This is a genomic window from Methylomarinum vadi (genome assembly GCF_000733935.1).
Taxonomy (GTDB): Bacteria; Pseudomonadota; Gammaproteobacteria; order Methylococcales; family Methylomonadaceae; genus Methylomarinum; species Methylomarinum vadi.
In genome coordinates this window covers 2,924,024-2,948,053 of sequence record NZ_JPON01000001.1, presented here as the reverse complement: position 1 = coordinate 2,948,053, position 24,030 = coordinate 2,924,024, and the positions used below count along the sequence as shown (strand labels likewise).

23 protein-coding genes are annotated in these 24,030 nt (G+C 55.7%); 12 read left to right on the top strand and 11 right to left on the bottom strand.

Annotated elements, in window-relative coordinates; genetic code table 11:
* Positions 1-54 precede the first annotated feature (54 nt).
* The gene (locus EP25_RS0114690; RefSeq protein ID WP_031434593.1) at positions 55-984 is read left to right on the top strand and encodes a pyridoxamine 5'-phosphate oxidase family protein; all 930 of its coding nucleotides are present in this window, start codon (positions 55-57) and stop codon (positions 982-984) included.
* Between the two features lie 114 nt (positions 985-1,098).
* Here the strand turns inward: EP25_RS0114690 and EP25_RS0114685 are convergent, their stop codons facing one another.
* Together EP25_RS0114685 and EP25_RS0114680 are read right to left on the bottom strand one after the other, a co-directional pair.
* Positions 1,099-1,791, bottom strand: coding sequence for a DUF4336 domain-containing protein (locus tag EP25_RS0114685; RefSeq protein WP_152555654.1), 693 nt, complete (start codon positions 1,789-1,791; stop codon positions 1,099-1,101).
* Between the two features lie 68 nt (positions 1,792-1,859).
* A complete protein-coding gene (locus EP25_RS0114680) occupies positions 1,860-2,429 on the bottom strand; it encodes a TetR/AcrR family transcriptional regulator (protein WP_031434591.1) in 570 nt (189 codons plus the stop codon).
* A gap of 169 nt (positions 2,430-2,598) precedes the next feature.
* Between EP25_RS0114680 and EP25_RS0114675 the strand changes: the two genes are divergently transcribed.
* The 9 genes from EP25_RS0114675 to EP25_RS0114635 all read left to right on the top strand — a co-directional run bounded on the left by EP25_RS0114675 (position 2,599) and on the right by EP25_RS0114635 (position 13,096).
* Positions 2,599-3,216, top strand: coding sequence for a cytochrome P460 family protein (locus EP25_RS0114675; RefSeq protein ID WP_031434590.1), 618 nt, complete (start codon positions 2,599-2,601; stop codon positions 3,214-3,216).
* Positions 3,217-3,252: 36 nt separating this feature from the next.
* Entirely contained in the window at positions 3,253-3,846 is a 594-nt protein-coding gene (locus EP25_RS0114670; protein WP_031434589.1) for a uracil-DNA glycosylase family protein, read from the top strand.
* Between the two features lie 168 nt (positions 3,847-4,014).
* The gene (locus tag EP25_RS0114665) at positions 4,015-4,710 is read left to right on the top strand and encodes a HupE/UreJ family protein (RefSeq protein WP_031434588.1); all 696 of its coding nucleotides are present in this window, start codon (positions 4,015-4,017) and stop codon (positions 4,708-4,710) included.
* Positions 4,711-4,714: 4 nt separating this feature from the next.
* The gene (locus tag EP25_RS0114660) at positions 4,715-5,335 is read left to right on the top strand and encodes a hypothetical protein (protein WP_031434587.1); all 621 of its coding nucleotides are present in this window, start codon (positions 4,715-4,717) and stop codon (positions 5,333-5,335) included.
* 224 nt (positions 5,336-5,559) lie between these two features.
* Positions 5,560-7,473, top strand: a complete 1,914-nt coding sequence (locus tag EP25_RS0114655) for a hypothetical protein (protein WP_036300654.1) — start codon at positions 5,560-5,562, stop codon at positions 7,471-7,473.
* A gap of 276 nt (positions 7,474-7,749) precedes the next feature.
* On the top strand, positions 7,750-9,690 hold the full coding sequence (locus tag EP25_RS0114650) for a di-heme-cytochrome C peroxidase (RefSeq protein WP_051906721.1): 1,941 nt from the start codon (positions 7,750-7,752) through the stop codon (positions 9,688-9,690).
* A 382-nt stretch (positions 9,691-10,072) separates the two neighbouring features.
* Positions 10,073-11,110 (top strand): class II fructose-bisphosphate aldolase, encoded by a 1,038-nt coding sequence (gene fba / locus EP25_RS0114645; protein WP_031434584.1) that lies wholly within the window; start codon positions 10,073-10,075, stop codon positions 11,108-11,110.
* 112 nt (positions 11,111-11,222) lie between these two features.
* Entirely contained in the window at positions 11,223-11,768 is a 546-nt protein-coding gene (locus EP25_RS0114640; RefSeq protein WP_152555653.1) for a hypothetical protein, read from the top strand.
* A 5-nt stretch (positions 11,769-11,773) separates the two neighbouring features.
* Positions 11,774-13,096, top strand: a complete 1,323-nt coding sequence (locus EP25_RS0114635) for an NAD(P)/FAD-dependent oxidoreductase (RefSeq protein ID WP_031434582.1) — start codon at positions 11,774-11,776, stop codon at positions 13,094-13,096.
* A 141-nt stretch (positions 13,097-13,237) separates the two neighbouring features.
* On the opposite strand, the gene EP25_RS22565 is transcribed toward EP25_RS0114635, so the two are convergent.
* Positions 13,238-13,765, bottom strand: a complete 528-nt coding sequence (locus tag EP25_RS22565; protein WP_051906719.1) for a calcium-binding protein — start codon at positions 13,763-13,765, stop codon at positions 13,238-13,240.
* A 217-nt stretch (positions 13,766-13,982) separates the two neighbouring features.
* Between EP25_RS22565 and EP25_RS23495 the strand changes: the two genes are divergently transcribed.
* Positions 13,983-14,138 (top strand): hypothetical protein, encoded by a 156-nt coding sequence (locus EP25_RS23495; protein ID WP_160172739.1) that lies wholly within the window; start codon positions 13,983-13,985, stop codon positions 14,136-14,138.
* Here the strand turns inward: EP25_RS23495 and ilvA are convergent.
* Positions 14,106-15,638, bottom strand: a complete 1,533-nt coding sequence (ilvA, locus tag EP25_RS0114620; protein ID WP_031434579.1) for a threonine ammonia-lyase, biosynthetic — start codon at positions 15,636-15,638, stop codon at positions 14,106-14,108. The genes EP25_RS23495 and ilvA overlap by 33 nt on opposite strands.
* A gap of 259 nt (positions 15,639-15,897) precedes the next feature.
* Here ilvA and rpiA point away from each other — a divergent pair, with 259 nt between their 5' ends.
* Entirely contained in the window at positions 15,898-16,554 is a 657-nt protein-coding gene (gene rpiA, locus EP25_RS0114615; protein WP_031434578.1) for a ribose-5-phosphate isomerase RpiA, read from the top strand.
* A gap of 854 nt (positions 16,555-17,408) precedes the next feature.
* On the opposite strand, the gene gspD is transcribed toward rpiA, so the two are convergent.
* From gspD to EP25_RS0114580, 7 genes are read right to left on the bottom strand one after another with little or no spacing between them, the layout of a single operon-like run.
* Positions 17,409-19,568 (bottom strand): type II secretion system secretin GspD, encoded by a 2,160-nt coding sequence (gene gspD, locus EP25_RS0114610; RefSeq protein WP_031434577.1) that lies wholly within the window; start codon positions 19,566-19,568, stop codon positions 17,409-17,411.
* A gap of 42 nt (positions 19,569-19,610) precedes the next feature.
* Complete coding sequence (locus tag EP25_RS0114605) at positions 19,611-20,297, bottom strand: hypothetical protein (protein WP_031434576.1); 687 nt, start codon at positions 20,295-20,297, stop codon at positions 19,611-19,613.
* Complete coding sequence (gspM, locus tag EP25_RS0114600; RefSeq protein WP_031434575.1) at positions 20,294-20,875, bottom strand: type II secretion system protein GspM; 582 nt, start codon at positions 20,873-20,875, stop codon at positions 20,294-20,296. The genes EP25_RS0114605 and gspM overlap by 4 nt, the downstream gene beginning before the upstream one ends.
* On the bottom strand, positions 20,865-21,971 hold the full coding sequence (locus EP25_RS0114595; RefSeq protein WP_031434574.1) for a PilN domain-containing protein: 1,107 nt from the start codon (positions 21,969-21,971) through the stop codon (positions 20,865-20,867). Before EP25_RS0114595 ends, gspM begins: the two co-directional genes overlap by 11 nt.
* Positions 21,955-22,908 carry a type II secretion system minor pseudopilin gene (locus EP25_RS0114590; protein WP_031434573.1) on the bottom strand — a complete coding sequence of 318 codons (954 nt, stop codon included), beginning with the start codon at positions 22,906-22,908 and terminating at the stop codon, positions 21,955-21,957. The genes EP25_RS0114595 and EP25_RS0114590 overlap by 17 nt, the downstream gene beginning before the upstream one ends.
* Positions 22,905-23,585, bottom strand: coding sequence for a prepilin-type N-terminal cleavage/methylation domain-containing protein (locus EP25_RS0114585; RefSeq protein ID WP_036300651.1), 681 nt, complete (start codon positions 23,583-23,585; stop codon positions 22,905-22,907). The genes EP25_RS0114590 and EP25_RS0114585 overlap by 4 nt, the downstream gene beginning before the upstream one ends.
* Entirely contained in the window at positions 23,582-23,992 is a 411-nt protein-coding gene (locus EP25_RS0114580; RefSeq protein ID WP_235185911.1) for a prepilin-type N-terminal cleavage/methylation domain-containing protein, read from the bottom strand. The genes EP25_RS0114585 and EP25_RS0114580 overlap by 4 nt, the downstream gene beginning before the upstream one ends.
* Between the last annotated feature and the right edge of the window lie 38 nt (positions 23,993-24,030).

Here is a 24,030-nt window from a genome sequence, read left to right as displayed (position 1 = left end):
TCAGCCTGCCGCGGCACCCTCAGGCCCGGCAGTCTCTTTTTCAGAAGGTGACTTATGACTGAAGCAATTTCTACGAACTCTCCCTCATCGCCTTTCCATAAAGGCGAACGCCATATTCAACAAAAACTCGGCGTGCGCGACAAAATCGAGCGTATGGGCCACCGCGCCATCCGCAGCTTTTTGACCGAACAACATCGTGATTTTTATAGTGGTCTGAAGTATGCGTTCCTCGGCCATGCCGACCGGGACGGCCGCCCTTGGGCATCGATATTGTTCAAACAGTCCGGTTTGCTGACTTCTCCGCACAATCGCACCCTTCACATCCACGCCAAGCCCGTTGCGGGAGACCCGCTGAACGAAGTCACCACCGCCGGCACGCGCCTCGGACTGCTCGGTATCGATCTGAGCAGCCGGCGCCGTAACCGGGTAGCTGGCATAATTGACCGGGTCACCACGGACGGCATGGAACTCCGCGTCGTCCAGGCTTTCGGCAATTGCCCGAAATATATTCAAACCCGCGCGATTCAAATAATAAACCCCGAAACGCTGCCGCCATCCAGCGCCATCGAGCTAAACCGGCTCGACACGCAAGCCACTGAGCTAATCGGCAACAGCGACACTTTCTTCGTCGCCAGCCATATGGCCAACGGCGGCGAAGCCAGCGAGGGCGCCGACGTCTCGCACCGGGGCGGCAACAGCGGATTCATTCGGATAGACGATGATCGCTGTTTGACCATCCCCGATTACCAGGGAAATAATTATTTCAATACGCTTGGTAACTTCGTGGAAAATCCGCGGGCCGGATTGTTGTTCATCGATTTTAACAACGGCAACTTACTGACAATGACCGGCACGGTCGAAATCCTCTGGGATTCGCCCGATATCTCTCTTTTTCCCGGCGCCAGCCGATTGTGGACCTTTCGACTCGAACGCGGACTGTGGCTGAACAATACCCTGCCGTTGCGTTGGTCCCGTCCGCAATAGCCCCCCTTCGAACTCGTGAGCGTTTTTGCCCGCAACGAGCAATCGCACTATTCGCGACAGCGCCGGCGGACTGAATGGATCCTTACGGCATCTTTCAGCCTTAAGAAAATTGTCCTATTCCAGCCAGGAAAACGAACGCCGCAGAAAATCCGTGCCGTGACCGAACACGCATTCGCCATGGGCGATGACGATATTATCCGGCTGCCATTCCAACATCGTCGCCAGCGCCGCCCGCGCTTGTTTTTTGCCGAACAAAAAACTCATGCGCCAATCCACCGGCGTCTTGCCGTTCGGCGCCACTATACCGGTCAATCCGGCCACAAAGCGCTGCCAGCGATTGAATACCGAAGGTTCGAAATTCTCGATCAAATCGGCCAGGATCAGGGTTTTAGAATCGATATGGAAAAACACCACTTCTTGCATCCAGGGACTGCCGGAGAATAACGTTTGCGCGATCTCTCCCTTCCAGACCGCCTCGGCGGACGCATTCAATTCCTTGGCGAAAGCTAAATCGGGGCGTTTGGCCATTAAGCCGGGAGCGGCGTAGCATTCGGCCTCGGGATATGCCGCCTGCCAGGACGACAAAAACAAATGATGCAGTTTATTGGGCGCAACCAGGTAGCGAACCTTGCCTATGCTGTCGATTTCCTCTTGCAAGACCGGAGTTAATCCGATCGGAGAATGAATCCAAAGGCGTTGTTGGTCCAGTTTGACCACGGTCATCCTGGTCGAATACGGCAATCCGAGAAAACGAACCGTCTCACCGTCATGTATCCATAAATTGTCGGCGATTTGCTGAAATGCCATCATTTATACTCCTTGCTCTCGAATTGGAAACGGACTGGATAATTAACTCAACCTCCATTTTTCTGATTTTATCGTGCCGGCAAATGCATCTCGATGATGTCATCGGCCATGGCAACCATATCCACCGGACTGCTTGCCTTGTTAACCTGGGCAATGGCCGACATGCCTTCCAACAGCACCCATAACTTGTAGGCCAATTGATCGGCCTGCCGGGCGCCGATGCCATGGCAAAGCTCCTGCAGCACGCCGAGCTCCCATTGCTTGAATTGCCGGCAGGCATTTTCGATGGCCTGGTCCTTGCCGGCAAATTCGCCCATCGCATTGACGGCCAAACAGCCGTGAAAATTAACGTCGCCGAACCACGTCGCGGCATCATGGAATATCGCCCTGATTTTATCCCTGGCGCTTTCGCTGGCATTCCCCAACAAAGCCTCCAGGCGCTCCCGATAGTTGCTCTGGTAGTGCCTTATCACGGCCACAATCAGCTCGTTCTTGGTCGGAAAGTATTTATACAACGTTCTTTTGGATACGGCGGCCTCGCGCATGATCAAATCGACCCCGGTGGCGTAAAAACCATTCGTTTTGAACAACCTGAAGGCGGTTTCGACGATGGCGTCTTGCTTTGTGTTAGGCGGCATCTTACCTGTTAATCTGAATTTTCGGCGTTAAATAACGACAGCTTACCAGCGGCAGGAAAAAAGTAAACCGATTTGTTTACTCTTTGTTTGACAAAGTAAACCGATGAGTTTACTTTGACTTACACGTAAACCAATCGGTTTACCTATTTCATTTTTAGGAGGCACCCTCATGAAACCAGCTATCACATCCAAAAATCTGTGTTCCATCATCTTCGCCGTTCCGCTCGGATTGCTGTTTACATCGGCCACGAATGCGGCCGAACAACAGACGAACTCGACTCATGCCCGTTTCGATAAAAAAGGACAACTGATCAGACCGAGCGGCTATCGGGAATGGATCTTCATCGGCGCGCCGTTGACGCCGAATGACATGAATGACGGCAAGGCCGCCTTCCCCGAATTCCATAACGTCTACATCGATCCCGGCAGTTGGGATCACTGGAAAAAAACCGGCGAATTTCGCGACGGGACGGTTATCGTCAAGGAGCTGGTCAGCGTCGGCGGCAAACAGGCGCCTAGCGGCAACGGCTATTTTCAGGGCGACTATATCGGCCTGGAAGCGATGGTCAAAAGCAAGCACCACCTGCCCGATGCCAACGGTAATTGGGGCTTTTTTCGTTTCACGATAGAAAACAGTCCACAACTGCACAAATCCGCTTCGGCTCAACCCGAAGAAAACTGCATGGCCTGTCATCAGGCCAAGGCCGCCAAGGACCAGATGTTCCTGCAATATTATCCGGTGTTGCGAGCCGCCGCGGGAAAAGGCGAACAAGGAACGGGAAGATGATGGTAATCGAATAACGAGAATGTTATTTAGTAGGCCATGAAAAAACCTTATCGAACCCTGCTCGACGAAGTGAGAGGCTGCACCTTGTGCGCCTCTTACTTGCCGTTTCCGCCAAAACCCATTCTGCAACTGCATTCGCAGGCGCGGATTTTAATTGCCGGACAGGCGCCCGGCCTGAAAGCGCACGACAGCGGCAAACCCTTCGACGACGCCAGCGGCGTCAGGCTCAGGACCTGGTTGGGAATCGGCGAGACGGAATTTTACAACCCGGAATTGATCGCCATTCTGCCGATGGGATTTTGTTATCCGGGCAAAGGTCCGTCAGGCGATTTACGTCCCCGCCCGGAATGCGCCGAACAATGGCGCCGGCGCTGTCTGGCGCAACTTCCCAATATCCGCCTGACGTTGGTGATCGGCCGCTACGCTCAGGGCTGGCATCTGGATCAAGGCAATCAACATAGCCTGACCGAAATCGTCAAAAACTGGCGGGCGCATTGGCCGGAAGTCTTACCACTCCCCCATCCCAGTCCCCGCAACAACCGCTGGCTGAAACAAAATCCGTGGTTCGAGCAAGAAGTGCTGCCGGCCTTGCGCGTCCGGGTATCCGAACTGATCGCTCCCGAAGGGTAATTTTTCCGCAAAGGCCCGGCTCGGCCGTCCCGCGTTGCACCGCCGTCCTGTGATAAAGCTATTGCGGGAGGCATGAATAAGACCTATGAAAAATAATGAATTGGGTCGTTCGTTGAGACTTTCTCTTTATAAACGCTACAATGTCTTTAATTCATTCAAGGTTTGGACATGACGACAAGAAAGCTCTTCCTTCTTATCAGTTTGCCACTGCTTTTCTTTTTCCTCGACCAGACTGCCTTCGCTCATGGCGTCGATAAAAACACCGAGCGATTTTTACTGGCCAACCAAGGCATCGCCGTCGGCCCCTTTATGTATATCGGCGCCAAGCACATGGTCACCGGCTACGATCATTTGCTGTTTTTGGTCGGCGTCATCTTCTTTTTGTTCCGCACCCGCGATGTACTGCTTTACGCCAGCCTGTTCACGCTGGGGCACAGCCTAACCTTAATGTTCGGCGTGTTAGGCAATATCTCGGTCAACCCTTATCTGATCGACGCCATCATCGGCCTGTCGATCGTTTATAAGGGTTTCGACAACCTGGGCGGCTTTCAGCGTCTATTGGGTTTGCAGCCGAATACCAAGATTGCGGTGATGGTGTTCGGGTTGTTTCACGGTTTCGGATTGGCCACCAAACTGCAGGATTTTTCCTTGCCGAAAACAGGGCTGTGGAAAAACCTGTTGGCCTTTAACGTCGGCGTCGAACTGGGCCAGTTCCTGGCCTTGACCTTCATTTTGATCGCACTCGATTTTTGGCGCCGACACCGAAGTTACTATTCTTTTTCGACCGCAACCAATACGCTGCTGATGTCCAGCGGCTTGATTCTGTTCGGCTACCAACTCACCGGCTACCTGATACTCGGATAATTTCATGAACGATACCCAGCCTCCCGTCCAATCATTGCGCTCCCTGGTCATCGCCAGCAGTCTTGCCACCCTGATCGCCGGATTCGTGTTGACTGCTTTCGTGCTGCCCGCCGAATACGGCATCGACCCGACCGGCATCGGCAGGAAGCTGGGACTGACCGTGCTGGCGGAAACGAATTCGATTAGGGCGGCGGCTGTGCCATTAGCGCTGCCGCAGACGGAGGCGGCCACCTGTCCGGAGTCCAATGAAGCAACTAACAAAAACGCCATCGCGGCTAAAACCCCAGACACTCCCTCCATTCCGCAATGGCAGGACTCGGTGAAAATCCTCGTTCCCGCCAATCAAGGACTGGAATACAAGTTTCATTTGCAGAAAGACGCGACGCTGGAATATTCCTGGACGACCGACGGCGCGAAGCTGTATTTCGATTTCCACGGCGAACCCAAAGGAGATACAACCGGTTACTTCAAGAGCTATAAGGTGAGCACGCACCATAAATCGAGCGGCACTTTAACTGCGCCTTTTGAAGGTTCTCATGGTTGGTATTGGGAAAATAATTCGCCCGCCCCCATAACAATCATATTAAACACCAAGGGCTCTTACCGGGTTCTGGGCTTGATGTAACGCGGTTGATTCGCGATCCAACCGTGCCGATACATATTTCTGCAGCGCGTTCAGCCCTTGCCCAATTCTCGCTTTGGTTGCGGCCGGTTTAAAGGCTTTCTCGCCCTGAAGCCGTCATAATATGTGATCCCAATTCAATATTTCAGTTTTAAACACCGCATTTAAGTATTCGTTAACGTATTAACGCTATTTTCCATAAGGTATTTGTCTGCCTGGAGAAAATCATGAATAGCGTTACCATTACACTTAAAAGCTTGCTGTTCTTATGGCTAGCATTAGCCGCATTATCCTTACAAGCCGAGGACCGTCACAGGCGAGAGAGATCGTCGCTAAAGGTTTCGCCGTCCTCGGTCAGCATGAGTGCCGGTTCCAGCGCCGTCTTGACCATTTCCGGCGCTTACGGAAGTCTCTCGGCCGAATCCGGCGAAACATCGCTAGTCGAAGTCAGTGTTGCCGATGACCTCGTGACATTAACGGCGATCAAAACAGGTTCGACCACCGTTACCGTCAGGGACCGTAAAAACAGCCGCGAGATCCCCGTCACTGTCGTCAACTCCGCGCCGCCGCCACTGACTCAAGGCGGCTATAGCTTGCTGGCCTGGAACGACCTGGGCATGCATTGCGTGGACGGCAAGGATTATTCCGTTTTTTCCATTTTGCCTCCTTACAACAACTTAATCGCCCAGCTGGTCGATAACAACGGCGGACAGGTCAGCGAGGGCGTCGAACTGACTTACCAGGCCGTAGAGGATACTCACGGTTCGATCAATACCTACAGCGCCGGTAAAACCAATTTCTGGGATTATGTGCTGGCCTTGTTCGGCGCTAATCCAGCCCCCGATTACGGCCTCAATCTAAACGGTGATCCTGGCAATCCAACCCCTGGCCTGACTCCGGAGCCGATGCAATACAATGCCGAACGAGGCTGGTTCCAGGCGGAAGGTTTACCGATAACGCCTATCGACGATAATTCCACTAAAAATTTCTATCCGATGGTCGAAGTCGTCGCCAAAGACCTCGATGGCAATGTACTGGCCACCACGCAAACGGTATTGCCGGTCAGCGACGAAATGACCTGTAAAGCCTGTCACAGTTCGTTTTCCGGCGACGCCGCCAAACCGGCGGATGGTTGGCTCAACGATGCCGATGCGGAAAAAGATTGGAAAAGAAATATTTTGAAGCTGCATGATGAAAAACAGCTGGCCACATCGTTGTATCAGGATGCCTTAGTCAATTTCGGATACCTGAGCACAGGCCTGCTGGCAACGGCCGATAGCGGCCAACCGGTGTTATGCGCGTCTTGCCATGGTTCCAATGCCTTACAAAGCCCAGGGTTTTCCGATATAAAACCGTTGACCCAAGCCTTGCACGGCAGTCATGCCACGGTCACCGATCCCAATACCCTGATGACGCTCGACGACAGCAGCAACCGCGAATCCTGTTATCTCTGCCACCCGGGCCAGAAGACGCAATGTCTACGCGGCGCCATGGGTAATGCGCAGGACAGCAATGGAGATCCGGCAATGTCCTGTCAAAGCTGCCACGGTTCGATGAGCCAGGTCGGCAGCAGCGATCGCGACGGCTGGCTTGACGAGCCGACGTGCCAATCCTGCCATCACGATGGACAGCGTGAAATCGTCGGCATCGACGCCCAGGGATTACCGTTGCAATGGACCGACGAGACCTTCGCTTCGAACCCGGACACTCCGATAGCGGGCAAAAACCTATACCGCTTCAGCTCCGGCCACGGCGATTTACAATGCGAAGCCTGCCACGGCGCGACCCATGCGATTTATCCATCGCACGAGGCAAACGACAATGTGCAAAGCATCGCGCTACAAGGGCACGCCGGCACCGTGAACGAATGCAGCGCGTGCCATACCGACGTTCCGTTAACGGCCGAAGGCGGGCCGCACGGCCTGCATACGATCGGCGCTGCCTGGATCGAGGAGCACGAGGATGTCGCCGAACATAACGGCGCTGAATCCTGCAGCTACTGCCATGGCGCGGATTACCGGGGATCGCCCTTGTCCGCGCTTAAAACGGAAAAAATCTTCAGGGTCGAAGAAGAAACGAAAACGTTCGCGGCGGGCCATCAAATCGGTTGCTACGATTGCCATGACGGCCCCAATCCGTAAGTAAATTACAAAGACCTACCCCACTCAAGCCGCCTTGGTTCTAAACCGGGCGGCTTTTTTTGCATAAGCCCCATACCTAATCATGCTTTGCGGCGGGTTACTGAAGCCTGAATAGTTCGTGAAACCAACCACCTAAATTCCGGCACCGATAATTTGACCCATTTGGGTCATTTGTTTTCATGCCCGATTGTGTAATCTAGGCGATAAGCAATGTTGCAGCTTACGCCTCATTAACCTACCGCCGATCTTTTCGAGTCGGTTAACCGGGACATCATCATGAACTTAAAAAAAACTCTCTTGGCGAGCGGCTATGCCGCGCTGCTCGTGTCCGGCTGCACCTATATGTCCCAAGGGCTGTTGATCGACGAAAAACGCAATGCCGAGATTATCGACAAGGATGCTTTCGGCGATTCGGCCGAGCAAATCGTCTATCTGGAGCAAAACTGGGACCGCTACGACAGCCTGTGGTTTTACAATACCACCCAGGGCTCCGATTTTCTCCCATACCCGCTATTTCTTCACCTCGAACAGGCCGACAGCGTCCAATTGTTCCGCAGTTCGGCCAACATGAGCCGGTTGCGCTACCTGCCGCAATTACCCAGTTTCGACAACCCCGACGGCCTGCCGGTCGGTTTCGTCAAGGACTCTTACGAGGGCGCAGACTACATGGGATTTACCTGCGCCGCCTGCCATACGACGCAAATCAACTATCAAGGCACAGGCATCCGCATCGACGGCGGCCCTAGCCTGGCCGACTTCGAAGGCCTGTTGCTCGATTTGGAGAAAGCCTTGCAAGCGACGCTGGCCGATCAGGCTAAATTCAAGCGCCTGGCCGATAAGCTGATCGCCGCCGGTTTCGCCGATGACGAATCTCAGGCTAGAGAAAAGTTACAGGCCATTTATCAGGAAAAGAAACGCTACAACGAAACCAATGCGCCCAGGCACGGCGGGCAACTGGTGCATTACGGCTATTCCCGGCTCGACGCATTCGGCCGTATTTTCAACCGCATTCTGGAGCATTTGGTGGCACCGGGCGTGGACAATTCCAATCCCGCCAACGCCCCGGTCAGCTATCCGTTTTTATGGGATACGCCGCAAAGCGATTTCGTGCAGTGGAACGGCGTAGGCGACAACAACACCGGCGACGGACTGCAAGGCTATCTCGAACCCCTGGGCCGCAATACCGGCGAGGTGCTCGGCGTATTCGCCACCTTCGACTTGAAAAATCCGGGCAAAAAAGGCTATCTCTCTTCCGCGAATACCCGCAACCTGGTCAGGCTGGAGCGGCAACTGGGCGAACTGCAATCGCCGCTCTGGCCGGAGCATATTTTGCCGGCTATCGACCGAGAGCTGGCGGCCAAGGGACGAAAGGTCTTCCACGATTACCAATGCGCCGCCTGCCACGGCGATCCGGCCAAATTCGACCGCAGCGCCGACGACCGCCGGGTTTACACCCAATTCGCCAGTCTGCGGCAAATCCAGACCGATCCGACCATGGCGCTGAACGCCCTGCAATATCAGGGAAAAAGCGGTTATTTCGAAGGCCAGGAAATCCCCCGCTTGAAACCGGTCCGCACATTTCCGCCCGTCACGCCGGTATTGCCGGCCCTGCAGAAAGCGGTGGAAGGCGTCATACTCGAACCCGACCACGAAAAAAGCTTTGTCCGCAGATGGGCGGAACACATCTATGATCTGTTGGCGGCGGTGTTCGACAATCCGATCAAACACACCGATCGCCGGGTCGATTTCGAAGTGGTGCCGAAAGACGCTCCGCTTAAAGCGCAACAGGCCGCGCTGGCCGCCTACAAAGGGCGGATGTTGAACGGAATCTGGGCGACCGCGCCGTATCTGCATAACGGTTCGGTGGCCAATTTATACGAACTGTTTCTGCCGGTCTGCAACGAAACCGCCAACCAGCCCGGTATCGATTGCCGTTCGGAAAAATTCACGCTGGGCAGCCGCGAATTCGACCCGGTCAAAGTCGGTTTCGTCAGCAAAAGCAAGGCCGATTACCCCGACTTGTTCGAATTCGACACCTTATTACCCAGTAACAGTAACACCGGCCACGAATACGCCGCCGGCCGTACGCCGGTCATCAAACGCGATGCCGACGGTAAAGCCATGCGCGATGGCGACGGCAATTTCATGCTGGAATGGTTGCCGCCGATCGACGAGGAGCAACGCTGGGCGCTGGTGGAATACCTTAAAACCTTATGACCTATCCGGACGAATAAGCCAATTTTGCCGCCTTGTCGCCGCGCAGTGTTAGCGGGTACGACAAGACGGCGCCGAATTCACGGGCTATCGCCTGCGACAGCCTTATTGCGTTATTCAATGTCGCCCAGCCGGACTTAAATCAATAGGTCCTCCGTTAACATTATCCCTGGCAGCCAGGGTAAAATATGCCACTTTGGGTGAACGGCGTCCTCTGACGGACACCTCTGCGCCGAAATATCACAAACGATCAATAAATACTGTTCGCACTTCAAAGTTCGGCACCTAAATACCTTCGCCCTCTGGGAGAAGGCTGGATGAGGGCATAAAATGAACCGAACTTTGAAGTGCGATGACTTTACAAGCAAACTAAGGAGAACCGAACATGGCGTTAGTGTCATTGCGACAACTTTTGGATTACGCGGCGGAGCATGGCTTTGGCATTCCGGCCTTCAATGTCAGCAACATGGAGCAGGTCCAAGCCATCATGCAGGCGGCCGATGCCTGCGATAGCCCCGTCATCATGCAGGGTTCGGCCGGCGCCAACCGCTATGCCGGCGAAGTATTTTTACGCCATTTGATTCAGGCCGCCGTGGAGCAATACCCGCATATTCCCGTCGTCATGCACCGCGACCACGGCCCCTCGCCCGACATTTGCGCCCAGGCGATTCAGTCCGGCTTCAGCTCGGTAATGATGGACGGCTCCCTGCTGGAAGACATGAAAACCCCCGCCTCTTTCGAATACAACGTGGACGTGACGCGCACCGTGGTCAAGATGGCGCATGCCTGCGGCGTCTCGGTCGAAGGCGAAATCGGCTGCCTGGGGTCTTTGGAAGTGCAAGCCGGCGCCGCCAAACAAGAGTCGTCCGGGCAACCGGACCACAGCCGTTTGCTGACCGACCCCGACGAGGCGGTCGAATTCGTCAAACAAACGCAAGTGGACGCCCTGGCCGTCGCCATCGGCACCAGCCATGGCGCCTACAAATTCAGCAAACCGCCCACCGGCGAAGTGCTCGTCATCAGCCGTTTGCAACAACTGCAAAAACGCCTGCCCGATACCCACTTCGTCATGCACGGTTCGAGTTCGGTGCCGCAGGATTGGCTGCAAGTCATCAACGAGTACGGCGGAGAGATTCCGCAAACCTATGGCGTGCCGGTCGACGAAATTGTCGAAGGCATCAAATACGGGGTCCGTAAAATCAATATCGATACCGATTTGCGCATGGCCTCGACAGGCGCCATTCGCCGCTTCATCGCCCAACCGGAACACGCCTCCGAGTTGGACGCGCGCAAGATTTACCAGGCCGCCAGGGATGCGATGCAGGCCCTTTGCCAGGCGCGTTACGAAGCTTTCGGTTCCGCCGGGCATGCCGGCAAGATCAAGGCCGTGCCGTTACGGGAAATGAGCAAACGCTATCGATAAACCATCTCGACCGCCTTCGTCCGGGCGTTCCAAACACGCGTTATTGGCAGACGGTATTTCATACCGACTACACACATAGGTGCTATGCTTTATCTTTTTATTCGGAGGAAACATGAAATTTACAGCTCTCCCTCTTCTCGTTTTGCTACTGGCTTTAAGCGGCTGCGTCAGCAACGGCGGCAAACCGGCCCAAACCACCCAAGCCTTGCAACCGACCGGCACAGGCACCTTGGTGATCAAACCGATCGCCTTCAAAAAGGACCTGTACATCCGCGAAGCGGTCCGGAACGAATGTAACCTGGACGGCAAACTGGCCCAATTCATCGAGGATTATACCGCCGACCAATTCGCCACCATCATCACCGACGGCTCCAAGGCGCCGGCCGACGCCCAGGTGCTGACCATCGAAATCGACGAAGTCATGGGAGCGGCCGGCGGCGCCTGGTCCGGCGCGAAAGCGATCATGATTACGGGCGAGGTCAGCCAGAACGGCAAGGTATTGGGCGATTTCCGGGCACGGCGTTATTCCGGCGGCGGCATGTTCGCGGCCTACAAGGGCACGTGTTCGATCCTGGGCCGCTGCACCAAGGCGCTGGGCCGCGACGTGGCGGAATGGCTGAGACATCCGATGCCCAAGGCCGCATTGGGGGATCTGTAAAGCGCATGACGGCAATCCCCCGCTCCTGCGATGTGCTGGTGATCGGCGGCGGCCCCGCCGGCAGCAGCGCGGCCACGCACTTGGCGCAGGCCGGCATCGATACCGTGCTGTTGGAACGCGCCGAATTCCCCCGCAACCAGGTCGGGGAAAGCCTGATTCCGCATATCTGGAAATTTACCGACCTGACCGGCGTCTCGGACAAGATCGAACGGGAAGGTTTCCTGGCCAAGGCCGGCGGCATTACGGTCTGGAACGATAAGATCCACCAAATCCTGTTTTCCGATTTCGGCTATACCCGCCCCGGCCTGCATGTCGAGCGCGACATCTTCGATGACATCCTGCTGCGCCATGCCGGGGATTGCGGCGCCCGTATCTTTACCGAAGTCGCGGTCAAGAAGGCCGATTTCGGCGACAGCGATCGGCCTGAAATCATTTATACCGACAAACGCGGCCGCGGCAACAGCGACGGCGCGATCCGCTGCCGTTACCTGATCGACGCCAGCGGCCACAGCTCGTTTCTGGCCAGCCAGTTCAAGGTCCGCCAGACCATCAGCACGCAAATGAACTTTTTGTCGCTGTGGGGCTATTTCAAAAATTCCCGGTTCGTCGGCGTCGACCGCCGCAGCCATCCGCAGGAAGCATTGGCGCGAGTCAAGCCGGTGACCTTCGTCATGTCGTTCGAGGACGGCTGGCTCTGGCATATCATGCTGCGCGACAAGACCAGCGTCGGCCTGATCGTGCCGACCGAGCGCACTAAGGGCATGGACAGGCGGCAGCGCGAGGTATTTTTCAAACAGACCTGTGCCCGCCTGCCGCATCTGAGCGCGTTATTGGAACCGGCCGAGTTTATCGAAGGCTCGCTGCAATTCCGCCCGGATTATTCCTATTATTCCCAGCGAATATGCGGCGAAAATTTTTATTGCATCGGCGATGCCGCCGCCTTCGTCGACCCCATCTTTTCCCACGGCGTCCAGAACGCCCTGTATAACGCCGCCGCCGCGACCCTGGCGATCAAGGAATCGTTGAAAAACGGCAAAAACCGGCTGCGCTACAGCCGACTGTGCGAAAGCCGCATGCAGCAGTTTTACGGTTTCTCGCGGGCGCTGTCGTTGGGCGATTTCGGCTGTAACGGCGTCGATGCCGGCCTGGTCAAAAACCTGATTAAATCGCTGCCGCCATTGGAATTGGAATTGCTGTTGGTCGCGGCGGAAATGACCAACCGCTCGGACAACGTCCATCGCTTGGCCAGGGAAGCCGGGGTATTGGAAAAATTCGAGGAGAAATTTTCCGGCAGAAATGCCGAACGCATCGAGTCGCTGGAATTTTAGCGACTCTCTTTCGCGCCGGGGCGGCGCGCCTACCTATCTGAAGGCCAGATTGTCCCTACGAGGAGCGGCCGTCCCTGGCCGCAATTAGGATTAACATACTCCGTCGGCGCCGAAGTCGGCGCTCCTATTCCTGATTACCGCTTATTCGCAGTTCACGACTTCGTCGGCATCGCGGCGCGGCCCGGGCATGCAGCTGTCCTCGCCTTGTCCGCCATCGAGATAATCGTCGCCCGGCGCGCCCATCAACTGGTCGTCCCCGCGCCCGCCCAGCAAACTGTCGTTGCCGGGCGCGCCGCGGAGAATATCGTCGCCATTGCCGCCGTCCAGGGCGTCATCGCCCGGGCTGCCGATCAGTTCGTCCATGCCGTTGCCGCCCGCGATCACATCGTCGCCATGGCCGCCGCACACGACATCATCGCCGTTTCCGGCATCGACAGTATCGTTTCCTCCACCGGCATAAATGACATCGTCGCCGTCAGAGCCGATGATGACGTCGTCACCTTCCGTACCGGCACAAGTGATGGCGTAACCGTGACAAGTGCCGTCATGGCCCAATTCTTCCACATTCATATCTTCCGGAATATAAGGACAGTAGATTTCTTCGGCCGAGACAGAGAAAGAACCCATGGACAGAGCTCCGAATACGGCAGGGATTAAAACGTTTTTCATAGGCACACACTTAACTAAGTAATAAAAACCATCAACTAGCATGCGCCATGCCAATCTTATAACCTATTGAAAATACGCTATTGAGATAGCCTATCACGGAAAGTCAGTAATTAAGACTATGTTAAAAGTCTTATTTATATAGGTTAAATAACGCTGTTTAGTTTTGCCGCCCCCCTCAAGCCAATTCGAGCTCGCCCTCGGCCCGGCAAAAATCGTCATGAATCTCCCGCACAGACTCCGCCTTGGAATCGGTCTTACCGCCGCCAAATTTGGCGGCGAAGCGGCAGGCGAGAAGCGATTATTCAACCGCACCGCCTTGTTCGCGCCGGGGGCGGCGCTCCTATCTTTTGTTTTCCTGGCCGCCGACGAATAATCGGTAGGCCGGGTTGTCGGTCTCTTCCTGATAGGTAAAGCCTTCCTCCGCCAAGGTTTTCTGGAAGACCTTGCGCTCGCTCTTGGGCATTTGCAGGCCGATCAGCACCTTGCCGAAGGCGGCGCCGTGGTTGCGGTAATGAAACATGCTGATGTTCCAGCGCCCGCCCAGCGACAACAGAAATTTCAGCAATGCGCCGGGACGTTCGGGAAATTGCAAACTATAGGTCACTTCGTGCAGTTGGCACGGGGCATGGCCGCCCACCATGTAACGGATGTGGTCCTTGGCCAATTCGTTGGCGGTCATATCGGTCACCTTATAACCTTCCGCTTGCAACTGGGCGATCACGCCGGCACAGTCGTTTTCCTCGCCGCTGCTGCTGAGGCCGACGAACACCTGCGCTTGGCTGGCGTCGAAATAACGGTAATTGAATTCGGTGATGCTGCGCTTGCCCAGCAACTTGCAAAAATTGAGGAAACTACCGGGCGTTTCCGGAATAGCGACCGCCAGCAGGATTTCCCGGTGTTCGCCGACCTGGGTACGTTCGGCGACATAGCGCAAACGGTCGAAATTAATGTTGGCGCCGCTTTCGATCGCGACCAGGGTCTGTCCCGACACGCCCCGCTGCTCGGCATATTTCTTCAACCCGGCGGTCGCCAGCGCACCGGCCGGCTCGGCCACGGAACGGGTGTCGTCGAAGATATCCTTGATCGCCGCGCAAATCTCGTCGGTATTGACGGTGACGACCTCGTCGACATAACGCTGCGCCAGCTTGAAGGTCTCCTTGCCGATTTGCTTGACCGCCACGCCGTCGGCGAACAGGCCGACCTGTTTCAGGCTGACGCGGCGCTTAGCGGCCATCGCGCGATTGAGGCAATCGGCATCGTCGGGCTCCACGCCGATGACCTTGGTTTCCGGCCGCACGAATTTGACATAGGCGGCGATGCCGGCGATCAGTCCGCCGCCGCCGACCGGCACGAAAATGGCATCGATCGCGCCGTTATGCTGATGCAAAATTTCCATGCCGATGGTTCCCTGCCCGGCGATGACATCGGGATCGTCGTAAGGATGAACAAATGTCATACCCTTTTCCCCGGCCAATTGCATGGCATGGTCGTAGGCCTCGTCGAAGGAATCGCCGTGCAATACCGCCTTGGCGCCCCGCGCCTTGACCGATTCGACCTTGATTTCCGGGGTGGTCCTCGGCATCACGATCAACGCCTTGATGCCCAGTCTTTTCGCCGCCAGCGCCACGCCCTGGGCATGATTTCCGGCCGACGCCGCGATCACGCCGTTGGCTTGCTCCCGCTCGCCGAGCATGGCGATCTTGTTGTAGGCGCCGCGCAATTTAAAGGAAAACACCGGCTGTAAATCCTCCCGTTTCAGATAAACCCGATTGTCCAGTCGCTTCGACAACAGCGGCGCATAATCGAGCGGGGATTCCTGCGCCACATCATAGACTTTCGCCCGTAAAATTCTCTCTATGTATTGATGTATCATTCTTTTAAAAACGGCTGAAAAATTGGTCTTTGCCGCTATTATCCCATACAATCTACCTCCACCGAGTGATTGGCGAGTCCGGATTTTAGGGCCCGATAACGGCTTTGCCCAGGATGTCCCGTTGGCGCCGGCTTAGCCGAGGACGCCGCCAAATACAATTGCATCGACTCAATCGATCATTCCCATGCGCCGGCAGAGCACGGCCCGGGAACGCTATCTCAATCTGAAAATTGATAACTCAACCATTAGGAAAAACAACATGACTCAAGACGAATTGAAAAAACAAGTCGCCGCGGCCGCCATCGAATATGTCAAAGGCCTGCCCATCATCGGCGTGGGCACCGGCTCCACGGTGAATTTCTTCATCGAAATGCTGGCCGATATCAAAGGCGACATCGAAGGCGCGCTGTCCAGTTCCGAGGCGACCACCCAGCGCTTGAAAAACATCGGCATTCCCGTGCTTGACCTGAACAGTGTCGACAGCGTGGAAGTGTATGTCGACGGCGCCGACGAAGTCGACCCCAACAAAAAACTGGTCAAAGGCGGCGGCGGCGCGTTGACGCGGGAAAAAATCATCGCCGCGGCCAGCAAGAAATTCGTCTGTATCGTCGACGAAAGCAAATGCGTCGACGTATTAGGCAAATTCCCGCTGCCGGTCGAAGTGATCCCGATGGCGCGCGGCTATGTGGCCAGGGAAATGGAAAAATTGGGCGGGCGGCCGGTATGGCGCGAGGATTACTTCACCGATAACGGTAACGAAATCCTGGACGTGCATGACATGCAAATCACCGACCCGATGGAAATGGAACGCATCATCAACGACATCACCGGCGTGGTCACCAACGGCCTGTTCGCCCACCGCGACGCCGACGTTGTGTTGATCGGCAAGGGCGACACCGTCGAAACGGTGGCATAAGCCTTTTTGCTCTGGGCTTCCCAAAACGCCCAAACCTTGCTGGCCGGGCATGCTTTTATGCCCGGCCTTTTCAATATTCAAACCGGGCAACGGTCGCGGCATTACGATAAAACTCGATTATTCTCTCGTTCCTACGCGCTGCGTAGGAACGCAGAAGATACCGCGCTGCGGTACAGGCACCTAATTAGTCGCCGCAGGGTCGAGGGAGGACAAGCGTAAGGAGGTAATAGGCGCGGCGCGCCGGATAGGCGTTCCCACTCGGCGCGTGGGAACGAGGAACGGCTCTGTCACAGAACTTGATTTCACGGGCAGCTTGTAGGTCGGGCATGCTTTTTATGCCCGACAATTTCCATATTCGAACCGGGCAACGGTCGCAGCATTTCCGATAAAACTCGATTATTCTCTCGTTCCTACGCGCTGCGTAGGAACGAAGAAGATACCGCGCTGCGGTGCAGGCGCCTAATTAGTCGCCGCAGAGTCGAGGGAGGACAAGCGTAAGAAGGTAATGGGCGCGGCGCGTGGGAACGAGGAACGGCTCTGTCACAGAACTTGATTTCACGGGCAGCTTGTAGGTCGGGCATGCTTTTTATGCCCGACAATTTCCATATTCGAACCGGGCAACGATCGCAGCATTTCCGATAAAACTCGATTATTCTCTCGTTCCTACGTGCTGCGTAGGAACGCAGAAAATACCGCGCTGCGGTACAGGCGCCTAATTAGTCGCCGCAGGGTCGAGGGAGGACAAGTGTAAGAAGGTAATGGGCGCGGCGCGCCGGATAGGCGTTCCCACTCGGCGCGTGGGAACGAGAAAGAATACGTCGGGCAACGAAAAGCGGTTGCCCGACCTACGACTGCTATATTTCCTCGCCCGTTTCCGCCTCTTCCTCGTAAATACCGGTCAGCTTGCGCTTGAATTCGTCGGTGACCAATCTGCCGTCCAGTTTGCTTTTGACGACTCGCGGTGTAATCAACACAACCAATTCGGTTTTTACATTTTCTTTCAATGTCGACCCGAACAAGGGACCGATCAGCGGCAGCTTATGCAAGAAAGGAATCCCTGCTTTGTTAAAGGTATTGTCGTCTTTAATCAACCCACCCAAAACAATAGTTTCGCCGCTATGCACCGCCACAGAACTTGTGATTTCACGGGTAGCTATAGTAGGAGAATCAATACTTGATACAGTAGTCTTTGATACATTTTCTACACTCTGCTCGATCTCCATAATCACCAAACCGCCGGCATTGACCCGGGGTTTGACCTTCAATTTCACCCCGGTTTGCCTTTGTTGAATGGAACTAGTTTGAATTGGATCTACCCCACCACCACTAGTGTTTGTTGACTGTGAAGTTCTGATCGGCACTTCGTCACCGACCTGTATCGATGCTTCCTGATTGTTTAATACCATCAACGAAGGTGATGAGATAACATTCAGGTTTTTATTAGTGGCAGAAGCCTCCAAAACCGCCCTAACGTCTCCAGAATCACTAACAAAACCATAACCGAACCCCCCTGTAGCTGCACCGATAGCTAAATTAGCTGCCGTGTCCTTCAAGAGACCAATGTCAGTAAAACCAATTCTATTTTGTTCTGTTGCAAAATTATCGCCTGTGCTGACAGCATTTCTCCCATTATTGTGGCTCAAGAACCATTTGATGCCATAAGATAAACTATCTGTCAATGATACCTCTACAATCGTCGCATCGATCAACACCTGCAGCGGCATCACGTCCAGTTGTTTGATGACGCGCTGGATCACGGCGTAATCCTGGGCCGTGGCGACGATGACCAGGGCATTGTTGATTTCATCCGGGATGATCTTGACGTCGCCCAGATTGTCCAGCGACGGCGTGCGAATGTTGGCGCCGGCGGCCGCCGGCTTGTTGTCCGGCTGCGCCTTATTGGTAACCTGCACCGATTTGCGCCCGGACGCGACCGAGGCCTTGCTGGAGCCGCCGCCCTTGCCGAAGATGCTGTTCAGCGTGTCGGCCAGCTCCACCGCATCGACATGCTGGGCGCGGTAGACAATCACGCCGCCGCTGGCCGAGGTGTTGGCGCGGTCCAGGCGCAGCACCCAGCTTTCGATCTCCTTCAAATAGTCCGCCTTATGGGTGATCGCCAGGATCGCGTTGAGGCGCTCGATTTCCATGAAGCGGAAAAAGGCGCCGCCTTCCTTGTCGCCGTTGAACAACTGCTCCAACTCGGCGATCAGCGTGGCGGCCTCGACGTTGCGCAACGGAAACAGGCCGAACGACTTGCCCTTCATGACGTCGATATCGAAGGCGGCGACCATCTCATGGGCCCGCGCCAGTTCGGCGGCGGTGCCGGCCAACAACATGAGGTTGCGGCCGGGGTCGATATGCAGGATCGATTTTTCGTCCAGCAACGGCTTGATGATTTCCGCCAGGTCCTCGACGCCGACGTTCTTGACCGGGATCACCCTGACCAAATGGCCCGCCGGCAGCCGGCTGCCGGCGCGGCCGGTAAAGACGCCGGAGCCGGCCACCTCGACGGCAGGCTTGATCTGATAGACGCCGCTTTGGAAAACCATCCCCGCGCCGTTGACCTGCAACAGCATCTCCAGGGTCGGCAACAATTCTTCGCGGGTCAGCGGCTGCGTGGTTTGCAACGTCACCTTGCCGCCGACCTTGGGGCTGAGCAAGTAGTTTTGACCGAGAATATCGCTGAGGACCACCTTGACGACCTCGCCGAGGTCGGCTTCGTCAAAGTTGAGACTGTATTCCCCCTGTCCCTTTTTGTGCGGCGCCGCGCCGGCGCGATGGCCGGTAAAGCTTCCGCTGCCCGGATACAGCTCGATGGGCATGGGCTCGCTCGCGCTTTTTCCCAGCGCTTCATTGCTCAATTCCTGATAGACGATGTCGGGCCGTTCGGCCTCTTCCGCCTGCTTGACCGGCGTCAGCACCAGTTTTTCATGCTGTTTGGGACCGATCAATTCGCATCCGGACGATGCCAGCAGCAATGTCAACAGGAAAGGTGCTTGGGATTTTTTAACCATCTTTGCGTTTCTCAGAGTTTAGTTTTTTGTCGTTGAATATGACTATCTTCGCTTCGCCCGGGCCGCGGCCGCCTCCCGGGCCCGCATTTCGTCTTGTTCGCGCTGCTCCGCTTGTTCCTCTTCATCTTGTTGTTGCGCCTCGAATTGCGCCCGCGCCCGAGCCTCGGCCCCCTCCTGAGCCGAATTCTGCTTGAGCCTGGCGGCCGCCGGCGGAACCCTAGCCGCAGGAGCGACCAGCGGCTGCAGCTTGGGTTTGCGCAACAGCAGCGTTTGCCGTTTGCCGTCTTTATCGAGAACGACGCTATCGGCATGCACTTCCTGCAATAGCCAGTTGCCGATATCCTCGCCTTGCGCTTTTTTCAAAAATTTCTTGTCCCGGCCCTTTTTGCTGAATAACGCCATCAGGCGATTGTCGTCGGTATAAATACCGATCAACTCGAGATCGTCGACCGAATCGACTTCCTGGACACTCTCTTCTTCGTCCTCTTCGACCACCGGGCGGCGCCCTTCGATAAACAACGGCCGTTCCACCATGTCGGCATACATCTCCGCGGCCATCGCGGGGGGCTTGATTTCCGGTAATTCCAGCTGCAAGTCCGCGCCTTGCGTCGGGCGCGGTTCATCGTTCCGCTGCCGATCGGAGACGCCCGCCAACCACCATTCGAGCAGCAACACCAGCAGCAGCACCGCACATACGGAGAGCAACAGTTTGATTAGATTCCAATTCATGACGGTTCCGCCCTCATAAAACTGACGGCCTGAAAATTGACGTTCAATTTGTTGCTGGGTTCGATCTGGCGCGTCCTGCGGTTACGTCTGCCTCGCACCGGCCGGATATCCAGCTGGTCGATAACCATGATGGGCACGGTGGCTTCGATCTCGTGCAGTACGTTGCGCAACACCTCGATATCGCCGGACATCCTGACCTTGATGCTGATCTGGTTGAAGCCGCTTTTACTGCTACCGGGCAATACCTGGGTACTGGTCAATTCGCCGCCGGCCTGGGAGATGGCCGCCTTGATGAATTTTTGCAGATCGGCCGAGGCCAGCGCGACGGTGTCGCGGTTGCTGAAATAACCCCGTTCGCTGTATTGCTGCTTGATCCGCTCGATGCTCGCGGCGACCGTGTCTTTTTTATCCACAACCTGCCGATAACGTTGCAGCCTGAAGGTCAGCTCCTGTTTTTCTTCATGATAATCCAGGCCGGTCGAAATCAAGGGTACGAAGGCGGCAAATACCACCAGCATCAGCACCAGCACCAGCAGTCCGACAGCCAGCCAGCGTTGATTGCTCATTTCATTCAGCATCGCCGGACTCCTTCGCGGTTTCGACTTCGACGCTGATCTGGAAGCGCTCCATGCCGGTCCGCCGGTCTTGGGTCAAGGGCGAAACGAAGCGGGCGTTCATGAATAACGGCGAAGCTTCCAGCACGCCGATCAATACCGATGCGGTCGGCGACTGGCCCTGCAGTTGCAGTCGCCCCTCGTTGAATTGCAGATGGGTCAGCCAGGTGTCGTCCGGGATCAGTTTACTCAGGTTATTGATCAATTCGGTCAACGGCGGCATGCTGTTTTTGGTCTTGAGCAAACGTTCGGTTTCATTAACGATTTCGTCGATCTCCAGTTGCCTCGATTGGACGAAACGGGCGTCTTTTTCCAATTCGTCGATTTGTTGTTGCAATGCCTCCACCCGACGGCCCTCGTGCCAAACCGGAAACACCAGCACGGCAATAAACAGCAACAGCGTAGTCAATCCGATCGACCAATTCAGAAAGCGAGCCACGGGACTGCCGACCGGTCTAAGTGCTTCCGGAAGCAGATTATAGGGCTCGAAATCCTGCTCGAAATCGTTCGGCATTTCGGCATAATCGGCCACGGCGGGGTAGATTCCAGCATTTTGAAATTCCGCGACCAGGGCGTTTAACTTTTGTTGCGGCGTCACGACCAAAAACACTTTGAGCCGTTCATTATCCACCTTACCGAGAATTTTCGTGGCGAAATAAACTTGATCGGCCTTGAAAGGCATATACCGGTCCAATTCGAACTCAATCACCTGGTTGAGGTTTTCCTTGGCCGCCAGCGGCAAATACAGGACTTTGCCGATCGCCTGTTGCCGGTTGAGCCGCAATATGTAACGAGCTTTTTCCAGGTCCGGCTGTATCGTTTTCAGTCTTTGATAGAGGGTGCCGATCTGGTCGTCGAAAGGAACGGAAACCAACGGCTGGTTTTCGCCGTTGACAATTCTGCCGACATGCAATTGCTCGCCGTTCACCGCCAGAACGACCAGGCCGGATCTTTCGCTCAACCATTGCCGCAGCTTCTCCGGCACCAGGAATGCCAATTCCCTGCCCCACCAGCGAAAAAAGCGCCTGAAATCAAACTCGATATTACTGTCCAGATTCATCGTTAAAAGTCACTAATAATTGCTCCATTTCATCACTGAATAATGAAGCGGCTCCGTAGGTTTGACGCCAATCCAATACTTCATAAGAGGCCGCAGGATCGTTGCCGGCCGATTTTTTAATAATAGCCCTGATGCCGGCCTTACCCTCGCCGTGCAGGCGGGCCTGAGCAATAACAGTATAGACTTCCTCGCCGCCGGTTGCCTGATTCGCCGCAACGGCCTCCAGTGGCAACGGCGGAGGCGGCAGCTGCAAGCCCGCATTCTCCCGGCGCTGGCGTAAGTAATCGTTCAGCGAGGTTTCGTCCAAAACGCCCAGCGCCTGCAGAACCTCTTTCGAGGCCAATTGCAGATTCACCTGCGCCCGCCCCGAATATACGGTGATCAGCGGCCGCAGTTGCCGGTAGATATCGCTGTCGACGCCCAAGACCATCTGCAACTCGTCGAGCAAGGCGAAGGCTTTGTTGGCCGGACCGTAATTCAAGCCGGCCTCCTCGTATTCTTCTTTTTCGGCGCCGTTGATATAGACCAGGTCGTCCTGGTCGCGCCAGTCTATGATGGCGCTGACGACGGCTTGCTGCCGCTCCCAATCGGCATCGGTCGCTTGCAGCAGGGTTCGCAGCATTTCTTCATCGGCCTTGTTGATATCGATCTTGCCTTGTTCAGACAGGATACGCACACGCACTTCGGCATCCCGGTAAAAAACCCGATAAATACTGCCGTCGGCACGCCAGCGCTTGTTTTCGTCCCCCACCGCCAGCATCTGCCAGGCGATCGCCAGGCCGCTTTCCGCCGCCGCCAAGACTTCGGCGTTGTCCTTGACCGCGCTGATCACGGTGGTTTCCCGGCGCATGGTCAGGGCAAAGCTGCCGGCCATGATGGTCAGCAAACTGAGCACCCAGAGGACGATCACCAGCGCCAGCCCACCTTGCCTGCTCACCTGTCCCCTTCCTGCGCCTCGAAGTCGGGCATATCCGGAAAATCGGGATTGAGCAGCGCGCTTTCCGTCGGCGCGGCCAACCTGAGCGGGAATATCATATCCGGCCAATAACTTTCATCCTCCAGCCCGATACGGATTTTGACCAGGGCCGGCAAGTTGTCCCTGTCGCGCCAGTTATCAACCCATCTGCCGCCGCCGTCGTCCGCCGGTTCGAAATACTCCAGCCTGAACTCGGCGACATGTTCCAGCAGAACTTCCTCTTCCTCGCGCCACTCCCGGTTTTCTTCGGTTGGGTAAAAGGGAGACAGTTTGACGATAATCACGTCTTTTTCCATCTTCTTCGGGCTGATTTCGAACAACTGCAAACCTTTCCGGCCGGCGCTGGTCGGAAACAACGACACGAATTGCAACCAGTCCCGTTCGCCCTGGAATGAGAAATGCCGTTCGCTATCGCTAAAATCGTCCCAAAGCGGCCGAACGTTCGTCAGTTGGCGTTTGAAAAACTGGTATACCACCGCTTTTTCATTGACTTGCGCGACCTTGGTTTCGCCGGCGTTCCAGCTTTCCGAACTGATACGCAAGCTGGCGAACAGCAACACCACCATGATGCTGAGCAGGGTCATGGCCAGCATGACCTCGATCAGGGTAAAGCCGCGCGACGACTGCGGAAAGTTCACGCCGCCGGCCCCGCCGCCTTGATGGTATTCAATTCGATTTGGCGCGCAGCGCTGCCCCATTCTACCGTGACGTTGACATTCAGCAACACGGCCTCGCTTTGCTCGACATCGGGCAGGGGCGCCAGCTCGCTGATGCTGACCCGCCAGCGATATTTATCTTCCTCGACGCCTTCTCTGTCCCCGATGCTTAATGGCGTTTCGACGCCGGTGGTCGCCATCAGCCCCTCGGCAATTTGGGTGGCGACGGTGTATTCCTCGGCGATCACGGCGGTATTGACGCCGGAGGAAAATATTTGCAGCAATATTCCCAATGAAATTGCCATGATCGAGAAGGCCACCAGGATTTCCAGCAGGGAGAAACCTTGTTGCCGATTTGGGCCGGGCCCTAGACCGTTTTTTGCATTCACGAGGGAATGAACTGATGACGGCGAGCGCCTCCCTGCTT

What these genes read in the sequence shown, in the direction of transcription:
- EP25_RS0114690 (WP_031434593.1), top strand. Translation starts at nt 55, where the DNA reads ATGACTGAAGCAATTTCTACGAACTCTCCCTCATCGCCTTTCCATAAA.
- EP25_RS0114685 (WP_152555654.1), bottom strand. Translation starts at nt 1,791, where the DNA reads ATGGCATTTCAGCAAATCGCCGACAATTTATGGATACATGACGGTGAG.
- EP25_RS0114680 (WP_031434591.1), bottom strand. Translation starts at nt 2,429, where the DNA reads ATGCCGCCTAACACAAAGCAAGACGCCATCGTCGAAACCGCCTTCAGG.
- EP25_RS0114675 (WP_031434590.1), top strand. Translation starts at nt 2,599, where the DNA reads ATGAAACCAGCTATCACATCCAAAAATCTGTGTTCCATCATCTTCGCC.
- EP25_RS0114670 (WP_031434589.1), top strand. Translation starts at nt 3,253, where the DNA reads ATGAAAAAACCTTATCGAACCCTGCTCGACGAAGTGAGAGGCTGCACC.
- EP25_RS0114665 (WP_031434588.1), top strand. Translation starts at nt 4,015, where the DNA reads ATGACGACAAGAAAGCTCTTCCTTCTTATCAGTTTGCCACTGCTTTTC.
- EP25_RS0114660 (WP_031434587.1), top strand. Translation starts at nt 4,715, where the DNA reads ATGAACGATACCCAGCCTCCCGTCCAATCATTGCGCTCCCTGGTCATC.
- EP25_RS0114655 (WP_036300654.1), top strand. Translation starts at nt 5,560, where the DNA reads ATGAATAGCGTTACCATTACACTTAAAAGCTTGCTGTTCTTATGGCTA.
- EP25_RS0114650 (WP_051906721.1), top strand. Translation starts at nt 7,750, where the DNA reads ATGAACTTAAAAAAAACTCTCTTGGCGAGCGGCTATGCCGCGCTGCTC.
- fba (WP_031434584.1), top strand. Translation starts at nt 10,073, where the DNA reads ATGGCGTTAGTGTCATTGCGACAACTTTTGGATTACGCGGCGGAGCAT.
- EP25_RS0114640 (WP_152555653.1), top strand. Translation starts at nt 11,223, where the DNA reads ATGAAATTTACAGCTCTCCCTCTTCTCGTTTTGCTACTGGCTTTAAGC.
- EP25_RS0114635 (WP_031434582.1), top strand. Translation starts at nt 11,774, where the DNA reads ATGACGGCAATCCCCCGCTCCTGCGATGTGCTGGTGATCGGCGGCGGC.
- EP25_RS22565 (WP_051906719.1), bottom strand. Translation starts at nt 13,765, where the DNA reads ATGAAAAACGTTTTAATCCCTGCCGTATTCGGAGCTCTGTCCATGGGT.
- EP25_RS23495 (WP_160172739.1), top strand. Translation starts at nt 13,983, where the DNA reads ATGAATCTCCCGCACAGACTCCGCCTTGGAATCGGTCTTACCGCCGCC.
- ilvA (WP_031434579.1), bottom strand. Translation starts at nt 15,638, where the DNA reads ATGATACATCAATACATAGAGAGAATTTTACGGGCGAAAGTCTATGAT.
- rpiA (WP_031434578.1), top strand. Translation starts at nt 15,898, where the DNA reads ATGACTCAAGACGAATTGAAAAAACAAGTCGCCGCGGCCGCCATCGAA.
- gspD (WP_031434577.1), bottom strand. Translation starts at nt 19,568, where the DNA reads ATGGTTAAAAAATCCCAAGCACCTTTCCTGTTGACATTGCTGCTGGCA.
- EP25_RS0114605 (WP_031434576.1), bottom strand. Translation starts at nt 20,297, where the DNA reads ATGAATTGGAATCTAATCAAACTGTTGCTCTCCGTATGTGCGGTGCTG.
- gspM (WP_031434575.1), bottom strand. Translation starts at nt 20,875, where the DNA reads ATGCTGAATGAAATGAGCAATCAACGCTGGCTGGCTGTCGGACTGCTG.
- EP25_RS0114595 (WP_031434574.1), bottom strand. Translation starts at nt 21,971, where the DNA reads ATGAATCTGGACAGTAATATCGAGTTTGATTTCAGGCGCTTTTTTCGC.